We start from the raw sequence: 16,709 nt of genomic DNA on the forward strand, positions 1-16,709 counted from the left end.
TGCCTGACGATGTCGGATTTTGACGGCTGACGACCAGAAGTGGACATTCCTCCCCGGAACGGGGAGGTGGCAGCGCGAAGCGCTGACGGAGGGGCAGGAGCCTCTTAGCGCTGAGCTATCCGGCCTGTGCCCCTCCACCACTCGCTACGCGAGCGGTCCCCCTCCCCGTGACGGGGAGGAATGTCTTGTTCCCACCCAACTTTGGCATCCATGCTTTCGGAGAGATGACGGTGCTGGAGACGTTCGCTCATGGCTCCGTATCTGAGCCTTGCTGGGAGTGCCCCGTAGCGGAATCAGGCGCTGGTCGTTGCCTGGCCGAGCTGGCGGGCGAGGGTGACGAATTCTTCGACGCTGACGGTTTCGGCGCGGCGTTGCGGGTCGATGCCGATCGCCTCCAGCGCGTCGAGCGCGCCGGGGACGGACTTGAGGCTCTGGCGCAGCATCTTGCGGCGCTGGCCGAAGGCGGCGGCGGTCAGGCGTTCCAGGATCTTGAGCTGCACGCCTTCCGGTGCCGGCTTGGGGGTGATGTGGACCACGGCCGACATCACCTTGGGCGGCGGGGTGAAGGCGCTGCGATGCACCTTCATGGCGATGCGCGCGTCGCTGCGCCACTGGGCGAGGACGGCGAGGCGGCCATAATGGTCGGTGCCCGGCTTCGCGACGATGCGTTCGGCCACTTCCATCTGGAACATCAAGGTCAGGCTGGACCACCAGGGCAGCGGCGCCCATAGCGCCGACAGCCAGCCGACCAGCAGGGCGGTGCCGACATTATAGGGCAGATTGGCGATGATATGGGCGCCATCGCCGGCTTCGGCATGGGCGTCGATCTCCATCGCGTCGCCGGAAATGACGCGCAACTGACCGGGGAAGGCCAGCTCCAGTTCGGCGAGTGCAGGCAGGCAGCGCCGGTCGCGCTCGACCGCGACCAGCTTGCCGCCGGCGCGCAGGATCGCGCGGGTCAGGCCGCCGGGGCCGGGGCCGACTTCGAACGCGGGCTGATCCTGGATGCTGCCGGGAATGGCGGCGATCCGGTCGAGCAACTGTTCGTCGAGCAGGAAATTCTGGCCGAGCGCCTTGCTGGCCTGAAGCCCATGGGCGGCGATCACGTCGCGCAGCGGCGGCAGAGTGGAGCGGGCGTCAGCCGGCATAGGCAATCCGTGCGCGGGCGGCTTCGGCCGCCATCTTGAGGGCGGCGATCATCGCGCCGGGATTGGCGCTGTCGGTGCCGGCAATGCCGAAGGCGGTGCCATGATCGGGCGAGGTGCGCACGATCGGCAGGCCCAGGGTGATGTTGACGCCATCGTCGAAGTTCAGCGTCTTGATCGGGATCAGCGCCTGATCATGATACATGCAGAGCGCCGCGTCATAGGCTTCGCGGGCGCGGGCATGGAACATGCCGTCGGCCGCCAGCGGGCCGACAATGTCGATCCCTTCGGCGCGCAGCGCTTCGATTGCCGGGCGGATCACCTCGATCTCCTCGCGGCCGAGTGCGCCATTCTCCCCGGCATGCGGGTTGAGGCCGGCGACGGCGAGACGGGGGCGGGCGATGCCGAAATTGCGCTGCAACCCCTTCACCGTGGTGAGGGCGCGGGCGCGGATCAGGTCGATTGTCAGCGCCGAAGGCACATCGGCCAGCGCGATATGGATGGTGATCGGCACCACCTTGAGCGACGGGCCGGCGAGCATCATGACCGCGTTCTGGGCCGAGACGCCGCAACGTTCGGCGACGAATTCGGTCTGGCCCGGATGGGTGAAGCCGACGCCGTACAGCTGTTCCTTGCCGACCGGCGCGGTGACGATGCCGGCAGCCGATCCGGTGCGGGCAAGGCCGACCGCGACCTCCAGTGCCTGGAAAGCGGTGCGGGCGCCATCGATGCTGGGCGTGCCGGGCACGATCTCGCCCGCTTCGGCCACCTGCATGCAGGGCAGAGCGCGCTCGAACACCTGCGCGGCTTCCTCGGGCGATCCGACGATCTCGACCGGGCCGAGCCACACCGCGCGCAGCGATGCGGCATCGCCGACGGCGAAGAAGGTGGGCAGGCCACGCGCTTCGCGCATGACCCATGCCTTGGCCACGATTTCCGGTCCGATGCCTGCCGGGTCGCCGAGTGAGACGGCGAAGGGCGGCAGGCTGACCGGATCAGTTATATTCGATAACGGCATCGCGGCGAAGATCGCGCAGATAGATGCGAGCGCGCTTGTTGACGCGTTCCTCTTCCAGCTGGGCCTGGATCTGTTCGGGATTGGGGGCGTTGGCCGACTGCGGCTCGTCGCGGCCGCAGACGATCAGAACGCGGACGCCATCGTTGATCGAGCCGAAGGGCGGGGTGGATTCGCCGACCTGCAGATTGACCAGAATGTCCTGCAGCTGGGGCGGCAGGTCGCGCAGCTTCACATTGTCATTGTCGACCACGTCGGCGCCGATGCGGGCACCGATCTCGTTCGCCTGGCCGCAGCCCTTGATCTCCTTGACCGCGGCGGCGAAGGTCGCGGCCTTCTGGCTCGCGGCTTCCTTGCTGGTGCCGGCCGGGAAGAGGACCGACAGCTGCTTGAGGCTGAGCAGCGAATCGCGCGGATCGGCGGTCAGCACCTTGCGCTTGTCCATCAAGTAGATGATCGACATGCCGCCCACCGTCTCGATCGGGCCGGCGAGCTGGCCGACCTGCAATTCGGTGGCGGCCTGCGCCAGTTCGGTCGGCAGCTGGCTGGGGCGGACCCAGCCGAGATCGCCGCCGACGACGGCGGTGGAGGCTTCGGAGAACTGACGGGCATAGGCGGCGAAGCTGCCGCCCTGCTTGATCTGTTCGATGATGTTGCGCGCGTTGGCCGTGATCTGGTCACGGTTTTCCGGTGTCGAGGACAGGTAGATTTCGCTGATCCGCACTTCGTCGCTACCCTTGGCAGCGTTGAGGCGATCGACCACCGACTTCACTTCGTCTTCGGAAACGTTGACGAAGGGCTGGATGTTGCGGCGGAGCAGGCGGCTCCAGGCCAGTTCGCCCTCGATCTGGCGCTTGATGCTGCTGGCCGAGCTGCCCTGTTCGCGCAGATACTGGTCGAACTGGGTAGGCGACTTGCGGAAATTGGCCGCGACGCGCTCATAGCTCTGGTTCACTTCGGCCGGATCGATCTTGATGTCGTTGGCCGCCGCTTCCTGAATCTGCAGCGTTTCGTCGATCAGGTTGCGCAGAACCTGGACGCGCAGCCGTTCCTTTTCCTCGGCCGACACCTTGCCGCCATTGGCGGTGATGATCAGGGCCAGGCGCTGATCGACATCGGTGCCGGTGATGATGCGGCCGTTCACGATCGCCGTCGCCTTGCGGACATTGGGATCATTCTTGCCGAAGATGGTGACATCCTTGGGCAGATTCAGGCCCTGATCGGCGTCATCGTCGACGGCCTGGGCCGACACGGTCTGTGCCGCCATGCCCAGAAGGGCGGTGGACAGAAGCAGGGTGCGCAGGCCCGAGCGAACGGATTTGGGCGAGAAAACGACAGAAAGCATCGTCGGCAAAAATCTCCAATACGGTCGGGAGCCAATGCCCCGTTCCGCCTTAACCGGTCCTGAGCGGACGGCGGGAAGGCAGTTCCTTATATGCCAATATTGCGAAAAGCCAGCCGCAGCTGGAAGCTGTTGCCGGCGCGCGCGTCACCGTTGGTCTGATAGTCGCGCCGCCATGTAAAGCCCAGCGTCAAACAATCATCCTCATAGGCAACGCCGAGGCGCTGGCGCACGGGCTCATAGCCGTCGGCCGTGGTGCCCGGATCTTCCTGTGCGCCGGTCAAGTCGATGACGGTCGAGCCGAACACCGACCAGAAGCGGGCGAACTGGATGCGGCCGCCAAGGCGCAGTTCCTCGCGGTCCTGCAGATCCTCCAGCGTGATATTGGCGTTGCGGTTGAGGCGCAAATAGCTGATCTGGGCATAGGTCTTCTTGCTGCCCACGGTCGCGTCGACCTCGTTCCGGCGGACCGCCAGATTGTCCTTGTCGACCCGGAAGCGCTGGGTGAAGCTGACGAAATCCTTGTAGCGGATGGTCCAGCGGCCGACGATGTCGGACATGCGGTCGGACAGGCCGGTGCCGTCGGGCAGGATGCTGGCGCGGTTGTCGAGCCGGTAGCTCTGGCCGACATTGGCATCGAGCGTGAAGTCGGGCAGCGCCAGATTATATTCCAGGCCATAGGTGATGCGGCTCGAATCCTCGAACCGGTCATAGCCTGCGAAGCGGTTGAGCGCGAAGAGGTTGCTGTCCTCCAGATCGACCGACCGGGCATCCTCATTCGGCACCGACAGGTTGGCGAGATGGGGGGAGGCGACGATCTGGACGCGTGGGGCGATACGCTGCACGCCGCCGAAGGCCTCGCCCATGAAGGGCCAGCGCATGTCGACCGCGGCGGCGGCGATGCCGCGCGCCTTCCAGCCCGGATCGCCGGCATAGCTGATCGTGTCGGTCAGCAGATTGTCGCTGCTGTGATAGACGTCGCCGCGCAGATAGGTGGTGAAATTCACTTCCTGGCCAAGGCCGGTCAGCTTGCGCAGATTCCATTCGAACGCGGCAAAGGCGCGCTGGGTATCCTGCCCCTCGGTCCGGGTGATCGCCAGCGTATTGGCCTGGAACTGCATCTGGCCGCCGAGCAGCGGGTCCTTCATCCGCAGCCGATAATCCATGACCGGCAGGGCGATCGGCATCTGGCCCTGAGGGTCATCGACGCGCAGCGTCTGCACCGCCCAGCCGGCGAGTGAGAAATAGCTGTTCTCGCCGATCCGCTGGACGCCCAGGGTCGAACGCAGCCGGTCGTCGCGGCTGATGTCGTAGCGGCGCAGGAAGGTGCGGTCGGTGGCGACCCGGATCGAGCCGTTGACGCTCCATTCGGGCGACAGCTGCATGCCGCCACTGGCGTCGATCGCGCCGCGAATATCCTTTTGCGAATCGGTCGGCGTGATGCCGCTCGACCGGCTGCCATAGGTGGCATAGCCGGTGATCTGATAGGCACCGCGATCGTAGAGATGGCGGAAATTGCCTTCGATCATCGGCAGCGAATCGCTGTAGACGTGCGGCGTGACGGTCAGGTCGCGATTGGGCGCGAGCTTGAGATAATAGGGGACCGCGACCTCGAAGCCATTGACCCGGTCATAACGGATATTGGGGACCAGAAGGCCGCTGCCGCCATCGTCGCCGACCGGATGCGACAGGCCCGGCACCGGGATCAAAGGCAGGCCGAACAGCTCGACATTGGCGCGGGTATAGGAGACGCGCTGCTTGGTCGGGTCATAGACGACCTTGACCGCGTTGATCTGCCAGGTCGGTTCCTTGGGGCAACCGTCGCTGCCCTCCACCGGACAGCCGGTATAGGCGGCGTGGTGCAACGTATAGACGCCATTGACCCGCTCGCCCTTGGTCGCGGCCATGCGGCCACCCTTCTGGAGGACCAGCAATATATTGTCGACCGCGCCATCCTTGAGCGTATCGGTGACATCGAAGCGGTCGCCATAGGCGACATTGCCGTCGGGATCGATCACCGAGACGGCGCCCTGTGCCTCGACCTTGCCGGTGTTGCGGTCCCACACGATCTTGTCGGCGCGCAGCCGGTTGCCGTCGCGCAGCAACTGGACATTGCCGGTGGCGGTCACGATTTGGCTGTTGGTGTCATATTCCAGCGTATCGGCGGCGAAGCCGATTTCCTGGTCATTGTCGGGCACTGGCGCGTCGGGCGCGCTGATCGGCGTCTGGGGCTCGTTCAGCTTGGGCTCGGGCGCCTGTTGCGCATGGGCCAGCGGCGCCGCGAGCAGGCAGGACGAGGCAGCGCCGGCAAGCAGCGCCTGTTTGAACGACAGGGGAAACACGGAAATCTGCAAGCGTAGGGGCCTCTTTGTGGGCACTTCTGGTCCCTGCCTATCGCACTGCTTGGCCCGCGCCGCAATCGCTGCTCGCATTCGGGACGGCGGAAATCCGCCGAATGGCTTTGCAGAGCGGCAAAGCCGCACTATCTGGCTGAAACAAGAACGACACGGCATTCCAGAGAAAAGGCCCCCAGATGGACATCCAATTCAGCCCCACGCGCCCCCAGGTCGACACGTTGGTCCTTGCCGTGGCGAAGGGGACTGTCGACAGCCTGCCGCTCGCCGCATCGGCCACGCTGGTCGCCGGCGCCGCCGCCGCGCGCTTCGCCGGTGAGGCGGGCGGCAGCGTCGAGAGCTTCGTCGAGGAAGACGGCGCGGTGCTGCGCGTCCTGCTGCTGGGCATCGGCAATGGCAGCGCGGCCGACCTGGAGCGGGCCGGCGGCGCGTTGACCGCCAAGCTGTCGACCAGCGGCGCGACCCACGCAGCGGTCGAATTCCCGGCCGGCGTAAGCGGCGAGGATGCCGCCCGGCTGGGCCTGGGCGCGCTGCTGCGCAGCTGGCGGATCGACACCTATCGCACGCGTCAGCCCGAAAAGGCCAAGCCGACGCTGGCGACCGTGACGATCGTCGCAAACAGCGCCGAGCTCGAATGGGCCAAGTTGTCGGCGGTCGCCGCCGGTGTCGCCTTCACCCGCGAACTGGTGTCGGAACCGGCCAACATCCTCTATCCCGAAAGCTTCGTCGAGCGCTGCCAGCATCTGGCCGAGCTGGGCGTCAAGATCACCGTGCTGGACCGTGCGGCGATGACGGACCTCGGCATGGGCGCGCTGCTGGGTGTGGCGCAGGGGTCGGCGCGTGAAGCGCGGCTGCTGGCGATGGAATGGGACGGCACCGATGGCGCCGCCGACAAGCCGGTCGTGTTCGTCGGCAAGGGCGTGACCTTCGATACCGGCGGTATCTCGCTCAAGCCTGGCCCCGGCATGGAAGACATGAAGTGGGACATGGGCGGCGCCGGCGCCGTCGCTGGTGCCATGAAGGCGCTGGCCGGTCGCAAGGCCAAGGCGCGCGTCGTCGGCATCTGTGGTCTGGTCGAGAATATGCCCGACGCCAATGCGCAGCGCCCCGGCGACATCGTGACGTCGATGTCGGGCCAGACGATCGAGGTGCTGAACACCGACGCCGAAGGCCGGCTGGTGCTGTGCGACGCGGTGACCTGGGCGCAGAAGACCTATGAACCCGAAGTGGTGATCGACCTCGCCACCCTGACCGGCGCGATGATGATCGCGCTCGGCAGCGAGCATGGCGGCCTGTTCGCCAACGACGATGCGCTGGCCGACGACCTGCTGGCGGCGGGCAAGACCAGTGGCGAGAAGCTGTGGCGCTTCCCGCTGTCGGAGGCTTATGACAAGCTGATCGACAGCCCGATCGCCGACATGAAGAATATCGGCCCGCGCTTCGCTGGCTCGATCACCGCTGCCCAGTTCATCAAGCGCTTCGTCAACGAAGGCGTGAAGTGGGCGCATCTCGACATTGCCGGCATGGTCTGGTCGGACAAGCCCGGCGCCACTGCCGACAAGGGCGCGACCGGCTATGGCGTGCGCCTGATCGACCAGCTGGTGGCCGACAAGTTCGAGCGCTGAAGCCGGTGCAGGTCGACTTCTACCAGCTCAGCCGCGATCCCGTGGAAGGGGTGCTGCCCGCGATCGCGGCACGCATCCTGGACATGGGCGCGCGGCTGCTGGTGGTGGCCGACGAGCCGGAACGGCTGGCCCGCATATCGGCGGGCCTGTGGGCGGGGCCACCCGAAAGCTTCCTGGCCAATGGCCTGGCAGGCGACGGGGTGGACGCCGCCCAGCCGGTGCTGCTGGCGCAGAGTTGCGACGCTGCCAATGGCGCCAGGCATATCGCGCTGGCGGACGGGGTATGGCGGGAAGAAGCGCTGGCCTTCGAACGGGCCTTCTATTTCTTCGACGCGGATACGATCGACGGGGCGCGGGCCAGTTGGCGGGCGCTCAGCAAGCGTGAGGGTGTGACCCCGCGCTTCTGGCGGCAGGAAGGCCGCAAATGGGTGCAGGGGCCGTGAATGCCCGGAAATAGGGACTTCTACCGAGCCCACTCGCGCCCCTCTTGCGAAGTGATCCGGCCCGGTCTAAAGGGCGCGCAACTTTATTCCAACAATCCGGAGTTATGAGGGCCATGGCCGTCACGCGCACTTTTTCGATCATCAAGCCCGACGCAACCCGTCGCAACCTGACCGGCGCCGTCACCAAGATGCTGGAAGAAGCCGGCCTGCGCGTCGTCGCTTCCAAGCGCATCCGCATGAGCCGCGAACAGGCCGAGGGCTTCTACGCCGTTCACAAGGAACGCCCCTTCTTTGCTGACCTGGTTGCCTTCATGATCTCGGGCCCGGTCGTCGTCCAGGTTCTGGAAGGCGAAAACGCCGTGACCCGCAACCGCGACATCATGGGCGCCACCAACCCGGCCAATGCCGACGCCGGCACCATCCGCAAGGAACTGGCCGAATCGATCGAAGCCAATTCGGTCCATGGTTCGGACAGCGAAGAAAATGCCGCGATCGAGATCGCCTATTTCTTCAAGCCCGAAGAAATCGTCGGCTAAACCCGACACCCGTCCCCGGACGAGCAAAAGGCCCGGCGCTCCCGCAAGGAGCGGCCGGGTTTTTTGTGGTTGGGGATGACGGATTTGGGTGGGAACAAGACATAGCCCCTCCCTTCCAGGGAGGGGTTGGGGTGGGTGGCGAGCGTAGCGAGCTTCTGCCCTATCGACCGTAGACCGCCGCTACGCGGCGCACCCACCCCCGGCCCCTCCCTGGAAGGGAGGGGAGTAGGAAACGTCCGCTTCTGGTCGCTTGCGGCCTGCCTGAACGTGGCCGTGCGGCTCTAGCGTTTCGTCTGACGGGCCCAGCGGGTGTCGATCTGGGACTGGGCGCTGGCGCCCTGGGCGTGGCCGACGAGGGAGAGGCCGCGCAGGGTGAGCTTGTGGCCGGACAACCATTTGCCGGCGATGCCATAGCCGATGTCGTAGACGGCGGAATCGCTGTGGGTGTCGCCATTGACGACGAACTGGGTGACGATGGTCACCGGCAGTTTCTCGTCGCCGATGCTGTCATCGGGCAGCTTCGCGGCATTGCGCGCCTTTTTCAGCGCATCCTCGAACCAGCCGGCCTCGATCCGCGGTTCGCCGGTGGTGTCGACCGGGGCGATGCCGAGTGCCCTGGGGAAATGGATGGTCTGGCTCTGCACCAGTTGATCGGGGTCGGCGGGCTTGAGCGTCAGGCGGCTGTCGCCATCGGCCGCGGCGTTGAGCACCAGCCGGGCGGCGCGGGCGGAGGCCTTGCTGCTTTCGGCGGCCTTGCTGGCGCGCTCGTCCTTCTTGTCGGCCCAGTTGAGATAGAGGGTGAGGGCGGAGATCAGCACCGCCGCCACCGCCAGCAATTCGCCCAGCGTGATCCAGCGACGGCGGATGCGGGCGGCTTCCTCCTTGCGGGTCTCCTGCTTGGCCTCGGGGCTGTCGCTCATCGGGTCAGGCCGTCTGGGGCGGGACTTCGAACTTGTCGATCACCCATTCCTCGGCCTGCGCCTCGCCGATCCATTCCTGCATCCAGGGATGGGCGATGATCGCGCGCATATAGGCTTCGGCAAAGCGGGCGACTGGCAGCTGATAGGTGATGAAGCGGGTAACGACCGGCGCGAACATCAGGTCGACGGCGCCGAACTCGCCGAACAGGAAGTCGCCCTCGCCACCATAGCGGGCGCGGGCCTGGGCCCAGAGCTGCATGATACGGCTGATGTCGTGGGCGACGGCCTCCGACGGCGGGACCGGGTCATAGATCTGGCGGATGTTCATGCTGTGCTCGCGGCGGAGTGCGGCGAAGCTGCTGTGCATTTCGGCCGCCATCGAGCGGGCCATGGCGCGGGCACCCGGATCGGTCGGCCAGAACTGGTCGCCCCCGGCCTTTTCATTGAGATATTCGACGATGGCCAGGCTGTCCCACACGACGATGTCGTCGCCATCCCACAGGATCGGCACCTTGCCGGAGGAGGGGGCGAACTCATCGCCCTCGCGACGCTTTTCCCATTCCTCGTCATAGAGGGGGACCACCACTTCCTCGAACGGAAGGCCGGAGAGCTTGCACGCCAGCCAGCCGCGCAGCGACCAGCTCGAATAGGCCTTGTTGCCAATGAACAGCTTCATCATGGCCATGTCTTAGCCGGGCGGGCTTCGATAAGTCGAGAGCCGATAGAGAGGGCTTTCCACTTCGCGTCGAAACGCCTAAGGGGCGGCCATCCCCGGGGGGCCGCTCATGCGCGGCTGAGAGGTGGTCAGCAGACCACGACCCGCTGAACCTGATCCGGCTGATACCGGCGTAGGGAGGGCAAGGCGGCAGGTCCGTCGTCCCTCCTGTGGAGTGGACGTGAGATGAAGACTGCCCGATTGCCCCATGGTGGAAGCGCCTGCCTGACGCTGGCCCTGTTAATGATTGCATCGCCCGCGATGGCGGAGGATGAGCTGGACCAGTCGACCAATATCCAGGTCGTCGGCCATCCCGACCCCGAAGGCCTGTTGCCCGATCAGAGCGCGCCCAAGGCGGTCAGCGCGATCTCCACCGACTTCATCATCAAGCAGGCGCCGACGCTCAACGCCTTCCAGCTGGTCAATCTGCTGCCCGGCGCCAATGTCTCGTCCAGCGACCCCTATGGCCTGTCGGCATCGTCCAGCCTGACGCTGCGCGGCCTGGGCCAGGACCAGATCGGCGTGCTGATGGAAGGCGCGCCGCAGAACGACATCGGCTATTATTATGCCTATCCCTCGCAATTTGCCGATGCGGAGAATGTGCGGCAGGTGATGCTGGCACAGGGCGCGGCAGATATTGACTCGCCGGTGGTCGCGGCGGCCGGCGGCCTGTTGTCGCTGACGCTGGATGATCCAAAGGCGGAGGCGGGGGGGCTCGTCAACCTGTCGGTCGGTTCCTATGACGAGCGGCGCGTCTTTGCGCGGATCGACACGGGACGGATCGGATCGACCGGGCTGAAGGCCTTTATTTCCTATTCCAACAACCGCGCCGACAACTGGCGCGGGGCGGGCCATGACCAGCGCCAGCATATCGACGCCAAGCTGCTGAACGAATGGGGCGATGGCAACCGCGCGAGCATCGCCTTTTCCTTCAACGACGCCAAGACATCGACCTATCCCAGCCCGAGCAAGGCGGACTGGGAAGCCTCTGGTCGCGGCTATAATTTCGACGAGACCTATAGCGAGGGGAATACCAACTACTGGCGCCTCTATCGCGCGCCGTTCCGCAATTTCTACGTCGCGGCGCCCGTCCACCTGAAGCTGAGTGATACGCTCAGCTTCGACAGCAGTGCCTATCTGCAGATGGGGCATGGCAATTCGCCCTATGGCACGCAGCTCGCCACCACCGGCAATTATCTGGGCACCGAGGAACTGACCCAGCCGATCGACCTGCCCGGTGCGGTCGATGGCGTCGCAACGGTGCTGGGCAACTGGACCGGCAAGCAGTTCCGCGTCGGCGACGTCAGCAAGCTGACGCTGCAGGCCGGCGCGCATCGGATCGTCGCTGGCCTGTGGTTCGACTATGGCACCGACCGGGTGACGCAATCCTATACGTCGATCGATGCCGATGGCCGCCCGGTCGACCAGTGGGGCTATCAGGACAAGGCGATCCGCACCGCCGACGGGCGCCTGCTCGCCTATGAAAATCAGCGCACCAAGACAGTCACCAAGGGCTTCTTCCTGTCCGACAGCATTGCGGTGACGCCCAAGCTGGGCATCGACATCGGTTTCAAGGGCGTCAACCTGCTGCGCAACGGCCGCAATTATCTGCCCGGTCCGCAATCGACGGTGCGGATCGACAGCTTCGCCGCGCTGCCGCGGGCGGCGATCCATTATCAGCTGGACGACCGGCAGCAGCTGTTCGCCAACATCACCACCAATTTCCGCACGCCTAACGAGTTCGCGCTCTACAACAGCTATTATGGCGGCGAACTGGTGAGCCAGGGCACCGACGGCCTGAAGAATGAATATTCGATCTCGCAGGAACTGGGCTATCGCTATATCGGCCCCAGCCTGTCCTTCTCGCTGACCGGTTTCCATTATCATTTCCGCAACCGCCAGGTGGCGACGGTGATCGACAGCGGCGGCGCGCTGGTCAATTCGACCATCAATGCCGGCAGCCAGAGCAGCTATGGCCTGGACGGCGAGATCGACTATCGCCCGGCCAAGGGGATGAGCATCTATGCCTCGGCCGAATATCTGCACACGCGGCTGAACGACGATCTGGCGATCAACGGCGATTATCTGCCGACCAGGGGCAAGCGGGCGGTGTCGGCCCCCAGCTTCCAGTTTGCGCTGGGCAGCACCTATGATGATGGTCGGCTGTTCGGCAGCAGCGCGCTCAAATATGTCGGCCGCCAATATGCGACCTTCATGAATGACGAGAGCATCAAGGGCTATGCCACGCTGGACCTGTCGGTCGGCGTCCATTTGGCCGGGCTGATCGACGCGCAGGTGATGGACCTGCGCATCAACGCGATCAACGTCACCAATCCGCGCGTCCTGTCGGGCGTCTATTCGATCAGCACCAACGCGCAGGACACGGTCGGGCGTAACGGCACGCTGATCGCCGGTTCGGCGCCGACCTATTATGTCGGCAGCGGGCGCGCCGTGGTGGCGACGCTGTCGCGCGCCTTCTGACGATGAGCGCCGCCGCCCCGCATCTGGTCCATGGCATGGGGCTGGCGCTGGAGGCGCCGGCCTGGCCGGCGATCACGGTGGACGAGGCGGCGGCGGTGCTGGCCCATTTTCCCGACGCTGGCCGGCTGGCGGCGCTGGCCTGGCATTCGCCGCGCCCCTTTTCGGCGGCGGCGCTGGTCGAGACGGATCGTGGCCCGCTGTTCCTGAAGCGGCATCACCAGAGTTTGCGCACGCCGGCGGCGCTGGCCGAGGAGCATGGTTTCATGGCGCATCTGCGCGGTGCCGGGCTGGCGGTGCCCGATGTGCTGCGCGCCGCCGATGGCGCCGGCGCGATGGCGCTGGGCGAATGGAGTTACGAACTGCATCGTCAGGCACAGGGCCTCGATCTCTATCGCGATCGCCAGTCCTGGACGCCCTTCCTGTCGCCCGATCATGCCTTTGCGGCCGGCGTCGCGCTGGCGCAACTGCATCGGGCGGCGGCCGGTTTCGATGCGCCGGTACGCGGGGCGCATCCGCTGGTGTCGAGCTTCACCATATTGCCTGCCGTTGATCCGCTGGCCGCAGCGGAGGCCTATGTCGCGGCGCGGCCGGCGGTGGCGGCCTTTCTGGCGGACCTGCCCTGGCGGTCGGAACTGGCGCGGCTGTTCGCGGCATTGGGGGAGGGGCTGGCGCCGCGGCTGGCGGAGCAGCCTGCGCTCTGGACCCATAATGACTGGCATCCCTCCAACCTGCTCTGGTCGGCGCAAGGCGCGGTCAGCAGCATCTTCGATTTCGGCCTGTCGACCCGCAACTGCGCACTGCATGATCTCGCCACCGCGATCGAACGGACGGTGATCCCCTGGCTGACGCTGGATCAGGGGCGGTTGGCCGAGCCGGCAGATGTGGATGGGGCGCTAGCCTTGTTGGCGGGCTATCGCAGTGTCCTGCCGCTGGCGCCTGCCGAGATCGATACGCTGCTGCGCCTGCTGCCGCTGGTCCATGTCGAGTTTGCGCTGACCGAAATCGACTATTTCTTCGGCATATTGGCCGATCGCGAAGGCGCGATGCTGGCCTGGCAGGCTTATCTGGTCGGCCATGCCGACTGGTTCCTGTCGGGGGCGGGGCAGGGCTTTCTGGCGCAACTCCGCGAGGGAGTGGTGGGCTGATGTCTGTGCTGGAGATCATTGCCGTCATCATCAGCTTCCTCGGCATCTGGCTGACGGCGCGGCGGCATTTGCTGTGCTGGCCGATCAACCTGATGGCCTGCGCCCTGTATGCCAAGCTGTTCCTCGACGTGCGCCTCTATGCCGACATGGTGCTGCAGGCCCTGTTCGGTATCGCCATCGTCTATGGCTGGATCGGCTGGGCGCGGGGCAAGCGCGACGACGGCGAGGTAAGGGTGGTGCCGCTGCCACCGATGCGGGCCGCCAAGGGGCTGGCGCTGGGCGCACTCTGTGCCGGCGCGATCGGCTGGTTCACCCATCATTATACCGATGCGGCGCTGCCCTGGATGGATTCGGCGCTGAGCAGTTTCAGCCTGGTCGCCCAATATTGGACGGCGCGGCGCCATGCCGCGAGCTGGCTGCTGTGGATCGCGGTCGACATTTTCTATGTCGGCATGTTCGTGTTCAAGGGATTGTGGCTGACCGCTGGTCTCTATGCCGCGATGATCGGACTGGCGGTGCTGGGCTATTGGCGCTGGCGGCAGGCGATGCGTCGCAACACAGCCTGAACAAGGCTGCTGCCTTGAGTCGGCAGGGATCGGATCTATCTGGAAAATGGAGGCCCGAGCCGGAATCGAACCGGCGTGCAAGGATTTGCAGTCCTCTGCGTCACCACTCCGCCATCGGGCCTTCCGTGCGGTGGAGGCGGCAAATGTCCGCCTTTGATCGCAAAGTCAAGCGCGGGAAGGCGAACAATCCCAAGAATCTCGCTCTCCATCGTGGAAAGCCGCTTGGCGCGGGGGAAATGCTGATTTAGAGGTCCGGTAATCCCCTAAGTGTATTGCATTGCCAATACAGTTGTGCCAAGCGAGGAACTATCGTGACCGAGCAGAACTTTTCTTCGATGCGGACCGCCATGGTCGAGAGCCAGCTGCGCACCAGCGCCGTGGACGATCAGCGCGTGATCGCCGTGATGGCGAAGGTGCCGCGCGAGGACTATGTCCCCGCCGAGCGCCGGGCCATGACCTATGTCGATCGCCCGATCCCGCTGGACGGCGACCGTGCGCTGAACCCGCCGCTGGTCACTGGCCGTCTGCTCAAGGAAGCCGATGTCCAGGCCGGCGAGAAGGTGCTGCTGATCGGCGCCGCGACCGGTTACAGCGCGGCGCTGCTCGCCGAGCTGGGTGCGCAGGTGACGGCAGTGGAGGTCGAGGGTGGCGCAGAGATCGCGGTGCCCGGCGTGACCGTGGTGCGCGGCCCGCTGGCCGCCGGCGCATCGGCCGGTGCGCCCTATGATGTTCTTTTCATTGACGGCGCGGTGGAGGAAGTCCCGGCTGCGCTCGTCCAGCAGCTAGTCGATGGGGGACGGGTGGTGACGGGCGTCGTCGAACGCGGTGTCGCTCGCCTGTGCAGCGGCCGCGCGGTGGCGGGCGTGCTGGGTCTCGCCAGCCTTACCGACATGGAAATGGTCGTGCTTCCCGGTTTCGCCGCGCCGGAGCAGTTCGTTTTTTGAGACAGGATAGATGACAGCAAAGCGTATGACCCTTCGGCGCCAAGCCGCTACAGCCTTGCTGTTGCTATCCTCCTCCATGGCAGGGGTGGCGCATGCCGAAACCCTGCAGGGCGCGCTGGCCAAGGCCTATCGCACCAACCCGACCCTGACCGGCGCACGCGCCGGTCAGCGGGCGACGGACGAGAATGTCCCGATCCAGAAGGCAGCGGGGCGGCCCACGGCCAATTCGCAGCTCCAGTTCCAGGAACTGGTCATCCGCCCGTCGAACAGCTTCCTGGCGCCGCATCGGTCCGCCAGCGCCAGCGGCAGCATCGATGTGCCCATCTATTCCGGCGGCACCGTGCGCAACAGCGTGAAGGCGGCGGAAACGCGCGTCGAATCGGGCCAGGCGAATCTGCGCGGGACCGAGGCGAGCGTGTTCTCGCAGACGGTCGCCGCCTATATGGATGTGATCCGCGATATCGCGCTGGTGTCGCTCAATGCCGCGAATGTGAAGGTGCTGGAGGTCAATCTCCAGGCGACCAACGACCGGTTCGAGGTCGGCGATGTCACTCGCACCGACGTCGCCCAGTCCGAATCGCGTCTGGAACTGGCCCGCTCCGACCTGCAGCGCGCCGAATCCAACCTGATCACCAGCCGCGAAAATTATATCGCGATGGTCGGCGAGGCGCCGGTCGATCTGGAATCGCCGCCCGCTCTGCCGGGCCTGCCGGCCGATCCCGACAGCGCCGTGCGCGTCGCGCTGGCCGATAATCCCGATATCCTGGCTGCGCAGAAGTCGCGTGAGGCGGCGCGTTATGACGTGAAGGCGGCCAAGGGCGCCACGCTGCCGACCCTGAGCGGTTTCAGCCAGGGCAGCTATACCGACTATATGGACAAGGACATTGCGGCCAACAAGCAGGCGGCCGTTGGTGCGACCCTGACCATTCCCTTCTATCAGGGCGGTCGCCCGGCCGCGCAGGTGCGCCAGAACCAGGCGCTCGAGTCGCAGGCGATCGAGCGGCAGATCGAGGTCGAGCGCGGCGTGATCTCGCAGGCGCGCGCCGCCTATGCCGCGTTGCAGGCGTCGCTGCGCACGATCCAGTCGAGCCAGAAGGCGGTCGATGCCGCCGAACTGTCGCTGGAAGGCGTGCGGGCGGAAAATTCGGTCGGCAGCCGCACCATCCTCGACATCCTCAATGCCGAGCAGGAATCGCTCAACGCCAAGGTTGAGTTGGTGACCGCGCGCCGCAATGCCTATGTCGCCGGCTTCACCCTGCTGGCCGCGATGGGCCATGCCGAGGCCGATGATCTGGGCCTGGAAAGCGGCACCCTCTATGACCCGATGGTCAATTACGACCGGGTCGAGGGCAAGTGGTTCGACTGGGACTATGACGGCAAGCCCCAGGCGGTTTCGACACGTACCGTTGACACGCCGGCTCAAAACGCCAAAGTCGATGCCGCGCAGCCTTAACCGCTTGTTAACCTGAACAGGTAAT

14 protein-coding genes, 1 tRNA gene and 1 riboswitch are annotated in these 16,709 nt (G+C 65.6%); of the genes, 8 read left to right on the forward strand and 7 right to left on the reverse strand.

The window, feature by feature from the left end; translation table 11 throughout:
* Positions 1 to 293: 293 nt before the first annotated feature.
* The 4 genes from rsmA to lptD all read right to left on the reverse strand — a co-directional run bounded on the left by rsmA (position 294) and on the right by lptD (position 5,856).
* Entirely contained in the window at positions 294 to 1,148 is an 855-nt protein-coding gene (gene rsmA / locus E5554_RS08575; protein ID WP_136186544.1) for a 16S rRNA (adenine(1518)-N(6)/adenine(1519)-N(6))-dimethyltransferase RsmA, read from the reverse strand.
* Positions 1,138 to 2,163, reverse strand: a complete 1,026-nt coding sequence (gene pdxA / locus E5554_RS08580) for a 4-hydroxythreonine-4-phosphate dehydrogenase PdxA (protein ID WP_099231855.1) — start codon at positions 2,161 to 2,163, stop codon at positions 1,138 to 1,140. The genes rsmA and pdxA overlap by 11 nt, the downstream gene beginning before the upstream one ends.
* Positions 2,141 to 3,505, reverse strand: a complete 1,365-nt coding sequence (locus E5554_RS08585; RefSeq protein ID WP_136186545.1) for a peptidylprolyl isomerase — start codon at positions 3,503 to 3,505, stop codon at positions 2,141 to 2,143. The genes pdxA and E5554_RS08585 overlap by 23 nt, the downstream gene beginning before the upstream one ends.
* An 86-nt stretch (positions 3,506 to 3,591) precedes the next feature.
* Positions 3,592 to 5,856: an LPS assembly protein LptD gene (gene lptD / locus E5554_RS08590; protein WP_136186546.1), complete on the reverse strand. Its 2,265-nt coding sequence runs from the start codon at positions 5,854 to 5,856 to the stop codon at positions 3,592 to 3,594.
* Positions 5,857 to 6,035: 179 nt separating this feature from the next.
* Between lptD and E5554_RS08595 the strand changes: the two genes are divergently transcribed.
* The 3 genes from E5554_RS08595 (at position 6,036) to ndk (ending at position 8,460) form a co-directional block, all read left to right on the forward strand.
* Entirely contained in the window at positions 6,036 to 7,481 is a 1,446-nt protein-coding gene (locus E5554_RS08595) for a leucyl aminopeptidase (protein WP_136186547.1), read from the forward strand.
* Between the two features lie 5 nt (positions 7,482 to 7,486).
* A complete protein-coding gene (locus tag E5554_RS08600; RefSeq protein ID WP_136186548.1) occupies positions 7,487 to 7,924 on the forward strand; it encodes a DNA polymerase III subunit chi in 438 nt (145 codons plus the stop codon).
* Positions 7,925 to 8,037: 113 nt separating this feature from the next.
* Positions 8,038 to 8,460, forward strand: a complete 423-nt coding sequence (ndk, locus tag E5554_RS08605) for a nucleoside-diphosphate kinase (RefSeq protein WP_004210674.1) — start codon at positions 8,038 to 8,040, stop codon at positions 8,458 to 8,460.
* 281 nt (positions 8,461 to 8,741) lie between these two features.
* Here ndk and E5554_RS08610 read toward each other — a convergent pair whose 3' ends face one another.
* Complete coding sequence (locus E5554_RS08610; RefSeq protein ID WP_136186549.1) at positions 8,742 to 9,380, reverse strand: hypothetical protein; 639 nt, start codon at positions 9,378 to 9,380, stop codon at positions 8,742 to 8,744.
* Positions 9,381 to 9,384: 4 nt separating this feature from the next.
* Positions 9,385 to 10,059: a glutathione S-transferase family protein gene (locus tag E5554_RS08615; RefSeq protein WP_083575487.1), complete on the reverse strand. Its 675-nt coding sequence runs from the start codon at positions 10,057 to 10,059 to the stop codon at positions 9,385 to 9,387.
* Between the two features lie 83 nt (positions 10,060 to 10,142).
* A riboswitch (TPP riboswitch) is annotated at positions 10,143 to 10,252 on the forward strand.
* Positions 10,253 to 10,281: 29 nt separating this feature from the next.
* On the opposite strand from E5554_RS08615, the gene E5554_RS08620 reads away from it, so the two are divergent.
* From E5554_RS08620 to pnuC, 3 genes are read left to right on the forward strand one after another with little or no spacing between them, the layout of a single operon-like run.
* Positions 10,282 to 12,576, forward strand: a complete 2,295-nt coding sequence (locus E5554_RS08620; RefSeq protein WP_136186550.1) for a TonB-dependent receptor — start codon at positions 10,282 to 10,284, stop codon at positions 12,574 to 12,576.
* A 2-nt stretch (positions 12,577 to 12,578) separates the two neighbouring features.
* On the forward strand, positions 12,579 to 13,721 hold the full coding sequence (locus E5554_RS08625) for a phosphotransferase (RefSeq protein ID WP_136186551.1): 1,143 nt from the start codon (positions 12,579 to 12,581) through the stop codon (positions 13,719 to 13,721).
* Entirely contained in the window at positions 13,721 to 14,287 is a 567-nt protein-coding gene (pnuC, locus tag E5554_RS08630) for a nicotinamide riboside transporter PnuC (RefSeq protein ID WP_136186552.1), read from the forward strand. The genes E5554_RS08625 and pnuC overlap by 1 nt, the downstream gene beginning before the upstream one ends.
* 47 nt (positions 14,288 to 14,334) lie before the next feature.
* Here the strand turns inward: pnuC and E5554_RS08635 are convergent.
* Positions 14,335 to 14,408: transfer RNA gene (locus tag E5554_RS08635), tRNA-Cys, on the reverse strand.
* A gap of 190 nt (positions 14,409 to 14,598) precedes the next feature.
* On the opposite strand from E5554_RS08635, the gene E5554_RS08640 reads away from it, so the two are divergent.
* A complete protein-coding gene (locus E5554_RS08640; RefSeq protein WP_004210712.1) occupies positions 14,599 to 15,231 on the forward strand; it encodes a protein-L-isoaspartate O-methyltransferase in 633 nt (210 codons plus the stop codon).
* Between the two features lie 10 nt (positions 15,232 to 15,241).
* Positions 15,242 to 16,684: a TolC family outer membrane protein gene (locus tag E5554_RS08645; protein WP_063976333.1), complete on the forward strand. Its 1,443-nt coding sequence runs from the start codon at positions 15,242 to 15,244 to the stop codon at positions 16,682 to 16,684.
* Positions 16,685 to 16,709: the final 25 nt, after the last annotated feature.

The organism is Sphingobium sp. PAMC28499, from assembly GCF_004795815.1.
In the GTDB taxonomy this organism is placed as follows: domain Bacteria; phylum Pseudomonadota; class Alphaproteobacteria; order Sphingomonadales; family Sphingomonadaceae; genus Sphingobium; species Sphingobium yanoikuyae.